This is a genomic window from Geomonas ferrireducens (genome assembly GCF_004917065.1).
Lineage (GTDB): Bacteria > Desulfobacterota > Desulfuromonadia > Geobacterales > Geobacteraceae > Geomonas > Geomonas ferrireducens.
In genome coordinates this window covers 113,246-122,356 of record NZ_SSYA01000004.1, presented here as the reverse complement: position 1 = coordinate 122,356, position 9,111 = coordinate 113,246, and the positions used below count along the sequence as shown (strand labels likewise).

At 59.9% G+C, this 9,111-nt stretch carries 9 protein-coding genes and 4 tRNA genes; 1 reads left to right on the top strand and 12 read right to left on the bottom strand.

Annotation, left to right across the window (positions count from 1 at the left end):
- From E8L22_RS20790 to E8L22_RS20770, 5 genes are all read right to left on the bottom strand, one after another.
- The coding region (locus E8L22_RS20790; protein ID WP_136527020.1) for a GTP-binding protein at positions 1–649 on the bottom strand (649 nt) is incomplete at its 3' end.
- 64 nt (positions 650–713) lie between these two features.
- Positions 714–789: transfer RNA gene (locus E8L22_RS20785), tRNA-Thr, on the bottom strand.
- Positions 790–801: 12 nt separating this feature from the next.
- Positions 802–878: transfer RNA gene (locus E8L22_RS20780), tRNA-Gly, on the bottom strand.
- A gap of 112 nt (positions 879–990) precedes the next feature.
- A tRNA-Tyr gene (locus tag E8L22_RS20775) sits at positions 991–1,075 on the bottom strand.
- Between the two features lie 31 nt (positions 1,076–1,106).
- A tRNA-Thr gene (locus E8L22_RS20770) sits at positions 1,107–1,182 on the bottom strand.
- A gap of 560 nt (positions 1,183–1,742) precedes the next feature.
- Here E8L22_RS20770 and E8L22_RS20765 point away from each other — a divergent pair.
- Positions 1,743–2,033, top strand: a complete 291-nt coding sequence (locus E8L22_RS20765) for a DUF2917 domain-containing protein (RefSeq protein ID WP_136527019.1) — start codon at positions 1,743–1,745, stop codon at positions 2,031–2,033.
- Positions 2,034–2,125: 92 nt separating this feature from the next.
- Here E8L22_RS20765 and E8L22_RS20760 read toward each other — a convergent pair whose 3' ends face one another.
- From E8L22_RS20760 to truA, 7 genes are all read right to left on the bottom strand, one after another.
- A complete protein-coding gene (locus E8L22_RS20760; RefSeq protein ID WP_136527018.1) occupies positions 2,126–3,754 on the bottom strand; it encodes a methyl-accepting chemotaxis protein in 1,629 nt (542 codons plus the stop codon).
- Positions 3,755–3,949: 195 nt separating this feature from the next.
- Entirely contained in the window at positions 3,950–4,252 is a 303-nt protein-coding gene (locus E8L22_RS20755) for a YciI-like protein (protein WP_136527017.1), read from the bottom strand.
- Positions 4,253–4,254: 2 nt separating this feature from the next.
- Positions 4,255–6,090, bottom strand: coding sequence for a YgiQ family radical SAM protein (locus E8L22_RS20750; RefSeq protein ID WP_136527016.1), 1,836 nt, complete (start codon positions 6,088–6,090; stop codon positions 4,255–4,257).
- A 58-nt stretch (positions 6,091–6,148) separates the two neighbouring features.
- On the bottom strand, positions 6,149–7,189 hold the full coding sequence (gene argC, locus E8L22_RS20745; protein ID WP_136527015.1) for an N-acetyl-gamma-glutamyl-phosphate reductase: 1,041 nt from the start codon (positions 7,187–7,189) through the stop codon (positions 6,149–6,151).
- Positions 7,190–7,353: 164 nt separating this feature from the next.
- Positions 7,354–7,743, bottom strand: a complete 390-nt coding sequence (rpsI, locus tag E8L22_RS20740) for a 30S ribosomal protein S9 (protein WP_129128356.1) — start codon at positions 7,741–7,743, stop codon at positions 7,354–7,356.
- Positions 7,744–7,765: 22 nt separating this feature from the next.
- A complete protein-coding gene (gene rplM, locus E8L22_RS20735) occupies positions 7,766–8,194 on the bottom strand; it encodes a 50S ribosomal protein L13 (RefSeq protein WP_135872901.1) in 429 nt (142 codons plus the stop codon).
- A 124-nt stretch (positions 8,195–8,318) separates the two neighbouring features.
- Entirely contained in the window at positions 8,319–9,071 is a 753-nt protein-coding gene (truA, locus tag E8L22_RS20730; protein ID WP_136527014.1) for a tRNA pseudouridine(38-40) synthase TruA, read from the bottom strand.
- Positions 9,072–9,111: the final 40 nt, after the last annotated feature.

Here is a 9,111-nt window from a genome sequence, read left to right as displayed (position 1 = left end):
CCGGCATGAGGAACGGCTTGTCGATGGCGCGAACCGGCTCCGGGATGTAGGCGTCGACTGCGTCCATCAGCTTCATGATGGCCTGCTCGCCGAGTTCGCCCGGGTCACCCTCGAGCCCTTTCAGAGCGGAACCCTTGATGATGGGGATATCGTCGCCCGGGAAGTCGTAGGAGGAGAGGAGTTCGCGAACTTCCAGCTCGACGAGCTCGAGGAGTTCCTCGTCGTCCACCATATCGGCCTTGTTCAGGAACACGACGATGTAGGGGACGCCGACCTGACGTGCGAGCAGGATGTGCTCGCGGGTCTGCGGCATCGGGCCGTCAGCTGCGGAAACAACCAGGATCGCGCCGTCCATCTGCGCTGCACCGGTAATCATGTTCTTAACGTAGTCGGCGTGGCCCGGGCAGTCGACGTGAGCGTAGTGACGCTTCTCGGTCTCGTACTCGACGTGGGCGGTAGCGATGGTGATACCACGCTCACGCTCTTCCGGAGCGTTGTCGATCTGGTCGAACGCCTTGAACTCGGCCTGGCCCTTGCCTGCGAGCACCTTGGTGATGGCTGCGGTCAGGGTGGTCTTGCCGTGGTCGACGTGACCGATGGTCCCTATGTTTACATGCGGTTTAGTTCTTTCGAATTTAGCTTTAGCCATGAGGAATCCTCCCTGATGTATCTACTACAGCCTTTAAATTGGATGCTTTTTTCCTAGAAGGGGATGGAGCCCACAACCGGATTCGAACCGGTGACCTCTTCCTTACCAAGGAAGTGCTCTACCTACTGAGCTATGTGGGCGTATTCTGTTTTTGGAGCGGGAAACGGGACTCGAACCCGCGACCCTCAGCTTGGAAGGCTGACGCTCTAGCCAACTGAGCTATTCCCGCCAATTCCCTGCTTTGAAGTTTTTTGACTCGAATCACACTCCACTCAACCAGTACTAACGATCCGCCAGGATCTCCTGATTTGAGCAGAAGCTCATCTCATCTGAAGTTTGTATGGTGGAGGGAGGAGGATTCGAACCTCCGAAGTCGATGACGACAGATTTACAGTCTGTTCCCTTTGGCCGCTCGGGAATCCCTCCAGACAGAAGTGATTCTATTCGTTTTTCAATCTGGAGCTGACGATGGGACTCGAACCCGCAACCTGCTGATTACAAGTCAGCTGCTCTACCAATTGAGCTACGCCAGCCTGATTCGCCATCATCTGCTACCTTTTTGCCTCAGCGCCTTGCGTTGCGAAGCGAATCCCTGTTCTAAAGCAAAAGGGTTTCACTGTCAACATCTTTTTTCTCGGCATTCGAAATATTTTTCACCGCCGGCCGTATACATGCCGCCGCCCAGAGTGGGGCCTGCAAGGAGCCGACCATGCAAACTCTTCAGTATCCAGCCCTTACGTCATTGCTTGCCGAGTCCGCCCAGGCAACAAGCAGGACATCCGCGAAGGCGGAAAACATACCAGCTATTCGACCCTAAGGCAAACAGCTTTGTTCGCAGCAGGCACAAGGCGGCTCAGGGTAGTTCAACGGCTCGCAACTCCGTCACGGCGAGACCGGCATGGTTTCGCCCGGATCAAACGAGACAGATACGCCGTACGGCAAACCGGCAAGTGAGGGGTACAGTTGCACAGCTTAACGACGGGGACAGTATCACTTGCCACGCACTGTACACGGCACCTATCAGCTTTCCTGTGTCTGTACGCATGGTTCCGACCCAGCTATAGTTGCCTCATCACGCTGGAAGGAGGGGATTATGGACTGCTCGCTTGAAAAAGGGGAAGTGTTGCGGCTTGGTGGGGGGCCAGGTTTGCGGCTGCACTGCACACAAGGCGCCCTCTGGATCACCATCGGTGACGGGCGGGACTACGTGATCCATGCGGGTTCCTGCTTCGAACTCGAGAAGGGGTGTACCGCCCTGACTGAAGCGCTCGCTTCGGCAAAACTCTGCGTCGTCAACACCGAGCATGTGGCCGACAACGCCGCGATTTCCCTGAGAACCTGCCGGCTCGCCTCTCAGCGCGGTTCTCTTGCGGCAAGCGCATAAGGAAGCGGCTGGTGGTGACGGCGGCATCTACGAGAAGAAGAAACGGCAAATGCTGACGGCGGCCTCCATGAGAAGCCGCCGCCGCGCCGTCGCTAGAGCTTGAACTGATCGATCACGCGCCGCAGCCTCTCGGCGAGTTCAGAGAGATTTCCCGCGGCGTGAGCCGACTGCTGGGCGCCCTGGGCCGTCTGGTGCACCACCGCGGTAATCTGGTGGATATTGCCGCTGATCTCGCCGGTGGTCGCGGTCTGCTCCTCGGCGGCCACCGCAATCTGGCTTACCTGCTGCGTCACGTTGTCGATCTGGCTGATGATGTCCTGCAGCGCTTCCCCCGACCGGGCAGCCTCTTGCGTTCCCTTTTCGACTTCCTTGACGCCGCTGTCCATGGCGCTCACGGCGCTGCGCGTCTCGGCCTGGATCGACTTGATCATGTTGCCGATCTCGCCGGTTGCCCTCGTGGTCCGCTCGGCAAGCGCCCTGACCTCGTCGGCAACGACTGCGAAGCCGCGTCCCTGTTCGCCGGCCCGAGCCGCCTCAATCGCTGCATTCAGCGCGAGAAGGTTGGTCTGGTCTGCGATTTCCTCGATGGTCCCTACGATTTCCCCGATCTGGTCGGAACGCGTCCCAAGGCTCTCCACGGTCTGCGCCGACGTCCTCACGCGCTCCGCGATCCTCCCCATCCCTTGCACGGTCTCCTGTACCACGGCCGCTCCGGTTACCGCAGCATCGCTGGCCCGACGAGCACCTTCTGCCGCGGTGGTGCAGTTGCGGGCGATGTCGCTCGATGTCGCCGTCATCTCTTCTCCGGCAGAAGCGACGGTCACCGCCTGGGAAGCGACCTCCTCGGTCCCGCTCGCCATCTGTTCCGCCGTGGAATTAAGTTCCGCCGCCGCGGCCGATACCTGGTGCGTCGTCTCCGCGACCGTAGCGATGAGGCCATGCATCTTGTCCAGGAAGAGGTTGAAGTCATGGGCGAGGTGTCCCAATTCATCACGCGAGGTAATCTCGAGGCGCTTGGTGAGGTCACCATCCCCCATCGCGATATCGTCCATCACCACGCTCATCTTGCGGATGGTTCGTTTCAGCTCGACGGCCACCAGGAGCAGGAGCAGTAATGTACAGAAGATGGCGAAAACGCCAAGACACAGGGACAGGATGAGAGCCCTGTCGGAGGTGGCCACGACGCCGCCCTTCGTCCCTTCCATCTCTTTTTGCCTTGAGCTGCTCAACTTAAAGAGCTTGTCCTTCACCTCGCGCCACTTCGGCGTCTCGTCCTTAACTAGCAACGTCAACGCCTCATCCTTTTTCCCTTCTTTGGCAAGTACCTGCACCTGTCCGCGCAGCGCTGCCGCTTCCTTCCAGACCGCCATCACCTGCTGGACATCCCCCTTCACCTTGGGAAGGTCCTTGCTTTTCGAGAGGACGACACCGTAGGCCTTGTCGAAATCGTCCATGGCCTGGGAGTAGTTCTTGGCCGCCTTCTCGTCAGCCGGGTTCAGGAGGATGTTGCGGGTCGCCTGCTCGGTCTGCAGCCCTTGCGCGTACATGTCTTTAAGGGCAAGGGCAATGGCCTGATCCTTTTCGACGAAACTGGTGAACCCGCTGGACATCTTCTTTATGCCGACCACTGAGGCCGCCAGTGACATACACAGCAATACAGCACTGATGCCACCGACGAGTCCGAACTTCTGTGCCAGTTTCACATTCTGAAGGATACTCATAGCCGTTGCTCCTTTTATGACATTCGCTTTTTCAGACCGATATTACTCGGTAAGAACTCGTTACAGTCAGTATCGGCGCGGCTAACTAAATCTTGAGAGAGAGAACGGCAGGAAAAGAGACAGAATAAAGCGAGGAATAGGAACGGCAGGCGGGGGCTTGCGCCCCCTTAGTGTAAAGCAACGACAGTGAACCCGTCAGGAAGGATGCACCGGGGCGTGGGCCTGCGGACCGACCACGGTATGCCAGCCGCGCACGGTCCACTTCCGCACCAGCCCGTTCAGGACGTAAGGATCGGCCTTGGCGAAAGCGGCGGGGACATCGGGGGAATCCGCCGCGAAAAGGAGAACGGCACCATCGGCCGGGTCGGTGAGGGCACCGCCAAGGAGCAACTCGCCACGCGCCGCCGCTTCCCATGCAAGCGCCAGGTGCTCATCGCGGAACGCGCCGCGGCGCTCCAGGTAATCGGGCGCCACCTCATACAGCAACAGATAATGCATGTCTACCTCCTGTTGTTGCCGCCGAACAATTCGGCAGCGGCGTCCTCGCGGCCGCATTCCCTAAGCGCCGCCAGGCAGTTCTTCCGTTCTTCCGGCACGTGGTACAGAAGCAGCGCCTTCTGCAGCCCCTTCTCCCTGTCAGTTCGCGCCACGTACACCTTCTCACCGGTGAAAGGATCGACCCCCGTGTGGTAGATGCAGGTTGAGAGCGTTCCGGGCGTCGGGGTGAAATCCTGCACCTGCTCGACCCGCATCCCCCATCTTTTCAGCATGAGCGCCAGATCGACCATGTCGGACAGAGTGCATCCGGGATGTCCGGAGATGAAGTAGGGGACGATGTACTGTCTTTTCCCGGCTTTGGCGCTCTCCTTCTGAAAGGCATCCCTGAACCGCTCGAAGCAGTCGTGCCCCGGCTTGCGCATCACCGAAGTGACCCGGTCGGTGAGGTGCTCGGGCGCCACCTTCAAAAGACCGCTCACGTGCTGCGAGACCAGTTCGCGCAGATAGCGCGGCTGGCGCTCCATCAGGTCGTAGCGGACCCCGGAGGAAACGGCGACGTGTTTGACGCCTGAGACGCGGCGAGCTTTGGCGAGAAGCCTCGCACTGGCGGCGTCGTCGGTGACGAGGTTCTTGCAGATCCTCGGGAAGAGGCAGCTGTCACGGCGACATTTGTCCCCTGCCTCCTTATCGCCGCAAGAGAGCCCGAACATGTTGGCGGTAGGCCCCCCGAGATCGCTCACGCTGCCCCGGAACCAGGGAAGCGACGCGAGTTGCTCCAGTTCGTTCAGGACACCTTGCTCGCTTCTCGATTGTATGGTCTTTCCCTGGTGATGCGTGATGGCGCAGAAAGCGCACCCGCCGAAGCAGCCGCGGTGCGTCGTGATGGAATTGCGGATCTGTTCGTAGGCGGGAATCGCCTCCTTGTAGCTAGGGTGCGGCGCCTTCACGAAGGGGAGCGCGTAGATCGCGTCGAGCTCGGCACCGGAAAGCGGCCAGGCCGGCGGATTGCAAACCAGGTAACGTGCGGCGTGCTGCTGGATCACGACTTTGGCGCAGCCGGGGTTCTGCTCGCGCGAAAGAAGACGGAAGGATTCTGCGTAAGCCGACTTGTCCGCAGCCACCTTCTCGTACGCGGGCAACTCGACCACCTCGCCGGCCGTCTCAGGGATCGCGGACGCGGCGCAAGCGGTACCGCGGATGTCGCGGATCGAGGCAAAGGGCTCACCTTTGCGCAGCCGCTCGACGAGCTCGAGAAGCGGGCTTTCACCCATGCCGTAGACGAGGAGATCGGCCTTCGCGTCGAAGAGTGCGGAGCGGCGCACCTTGTCTTCCCAAAAGTCGTAATGGGAGAAGCGCCTGAGGCTCGCCTCTATCCCGCCGATCACCACGGGGGTGTCGCGGTAGGCCTCCTTGAGCCTCGAGGTGTAGATGATGGTGGCTCGATTCGGGCGGGCGCCGTGCCGGTTGCCGGGGGTGTAGGCGTCGTCGCGGCGCAGCTTTCTTGCCGGGGTGTAGTGCGCGACCATGGAGTCCATGGCACCGGCCGCCACGGCGAAGAAAAGGCGCGGGCGCCCAAGTGCCATGAAGGGCTCCTTGCTGCGCCAGTCCGGCTGCGGGATGATGCCGACCCGCAGGCCCTTTGCTTCCAACAGGCGCGCGAGAAGCGGCACCCCGAACGAGGGGTGGTCCACGTAGGCGTCGCCTGAGACGAAGATGACGTCGAGCTCGTTCCAACCGCGAGCTCTTGCTTCGGCTGAGGTGATGGGAAGAAACTGCGCGGGAGACTTTTTGGAAGGGTGCTGCGGTGACTGCTTCTTTGCGGGTCGTGCCTGTTTCATAAAAACCTTGTGACGTCATCCCCTCTCCAAGCAGGAGAGGGGATGTCTGAGCGTCCCGTTACGGGAAGATCCCGAGAAAATCGAGGCCGAGGGTCTCGGGGAGACCGCACATCAGGTTCATGTTCTGCACCGCCTGACCGGAAGCCCCTTTCACCAGGTTGTCGATGGCGGAAACGACTATGATCCGGCCGGTCCTGTCATCAACGACGACACCGATGTCGCAGAAGTTGGAACCTCTCACGTGCGCCGTGGACGGGAGAACTCCCTCCGGGAGCACCCTCACGAACGGCTCACCCTCGTAGAAGGTCTCGTACAGCGTGATGAGTTCGGTGGCGCTCACCTTGCCGGTCGGCACGCTGTAGATAGTGGAGAGGATGCCGCGGTCCATCGGGACCAGGTGCGGTGTGAAGGTGATAGTCAAAGGGTTCCCCGCGAGAAGGGAAAGCTCCTGCTCGATCTCCGGGATGTGACGGTGCACACCGCCGACGCCGTAGGCCTTGAAGCCTTCGTTCACCTCGCAGTAGAGGTTGTCGACCTTGGCGCCGCGCCCAGCACCCGACGTGCCGGATTTGGCATCAACGATGATGCTCTTCGGATCGATCACCTTCCCCTTCAGAAGCGGCGCAAGCCCGAGGATGACACTGGTCGGGTAGCAGCCGGGGTTCGCGATGAGGGATGCCTCCTTGATCTTGTCACGGCGCAGCTCGGGGATGCCGTACACAGCCTGGGGGAGGAGTTCAGGGGTGAGGTGCTTTTCGTACCACTTCCCGTAGACGTCGGCGTCGTGCAGGCGGTAATCGGCGGAGAGGTCGACGACGTCCTTCCCCATCTTGAGGAAGGTCGGCACCACCGCCATGGCAGCCTTGTGCGGCAGCGCGGTGAAGACCACGTCAACCTGTTCGGCGATCCCTACCGGCTCCAGCGGCTCGAGAATGAGATCGCACCTGCCGCGCAGGGTCGGGAACACGTCGCTCACCGGACGCCCGGCGCTCTGTTCGGAAGTCACACAGGTAACGGCCACCTCGGGGTGGGCGTGCAGAATACGGATCAGTTCGACGCCGGTGTAACCGCTGGCACCGACTATGGCAACCTTGATCATAAAGGCCTCCCTTGCTCACAACGGAAAGAAATAGAAGTTGGATGTTAGCACAGCTGTGGCACAGTTGACACGCACAAACCTTGAAACAGTTTTGAAACAGCAAAAGGAGGAACCCTGACGGATTCCTCCTTTGCAATGAGACAGCAATTGTTCCCAGCGAAGAATTAACGCTTGGAGAACTGGAAGCTTGCGCGAGCAGCCTTCTTGCCGTACTTCTTTCTTTCCTTGATGCGCGAGTCGCGGGTGATGAACCCGGCCTTCTTCAGGGTACCGCGCAGGTCGGCATCGGCCTCGATGAGAGCCTTGGTGATGCCGTGCTTGATGGCGCCGGCCTGGCCGGAGTCACCACCGCCCTTCACGGTGCAGAAGATGTCGAACTTGCCGACGTTCTCGGTCAGCTCAAGGGGCTGCATGACGACCATCTTGGAGGTCTCGCGGCCGAAGTAGCTGTCAAGAGTCTTGGTATTTACAATGATCTCGCCGTTGCCGGGCTTGAGCCAAACCCTGGCGATGGACGACTTCCTTTTCCCAGTTGCGTAAAAACTCACTGCCATTTTCTATCTCCTGATGAACGAATTAAATGTTCAGATTCTTAGGATTCTGAGCAGCATGCGGATGAGCGCCGCCGCTGTAGATCTTCAGCTTCTTGAGCATGTGACGGGCGAGCTTGTTCTTCGGAAGCATGCCCTTCACTGCTTTCTTGATCAGCTCTTCCGGCTTCTTGTCGATGAGCTTGCCGGCAGTGATCTCTTTCAGGCCGCCCGGGAAAGAGGAGTGGCTGTAGTAAGTCTTGTCGGAAAACTTCTTGCCGGTCAGGGCGATCTTCTCTGCGTTCACGACGATGACAAAGTCGCCGGTGTCCACACTCGGGGTAAAGGTCGGCTTGTTCTTGCCGCGCAGCACGTTGGCGATTTCAGTCGCGACACGGCCGAGCACCTTACTATCCACATCAACCAGGTACCAATCCCTGGTCACTTCTTCTTTTTTGGCGACTTGCGTCTTCATCGAAAACCTCACAGCTATCTGGAATTAGCACATTAACTTACAGAAGATTGAGAATTTAATCGAATCGCCCGCCCATGTCAAGACAAAAAACCGGGCAGGAGATTAAAGGGCTGTTAAAAGCCTGTCATTCACCGTCCTGCTGGGGGTAAAAAACCTGCATAAGACAGAGCCCCTGCGGCGGTACCGTCATCCCTGCCTTTTGACGGTCTCCCCCATTGAGAAGTCGCGCCACGTCCGCCACGGAGAGTCTCCCCTGCCCAACATCTATGAGCGTCCCGGTGATGATGCGGACCATGTTTTTGAGAAAGCCGCTGCCGTTGATGTCCAGGTGAAGCAGGCGTCCATCCTGCACAAGCTCCATGCTGTAGATGCGGCGCACCGTGGTCTTAGCGGCGCAGTTCGAGCCGCGGAAGGCGGCGAAGTCGTGCTCGCCCACGAAGACCTTGCACGCCGCGCGCATCGCCTCGATGTCGAGTTTTCCCTTCACGCGCCAGGCAGTGTGGCGGGCTAGCGGTGAACGGAGGTCGTCAAGCAGCATGGTGTAGCGGTAGTGCTTCGCCTGCGCATCAAAGCGCGGGTGGAAGTCGAGCGGCACCTCAGCGGCGTGGCGCACCGCGATGTCGTTCGGGAGGATCGTGTTCAGCCCCTCACGGAAGGCGCGCAGCGGTATGGTGCGTTCGGTCTTGAAGCAGGCGACCATGCCGCGAGCGTGCACGCCAGCGTCGGTGCGGCCGGAGGCGTGCAGAACTGTGCGCTCCCCGAGCATCTGCGCGAGCGCCTTCTCCACGACCTCCTGGATGGTGAGCGCGTTTGGCTGCACCTGCCAGCCGGCATAGGCGGTGCCGTCGTATTCAATTATCAGCTTGATGTTGCGCATAGTGTTCTGGGGGGCCCCAGTCGGACCAGTCGGACCAGTC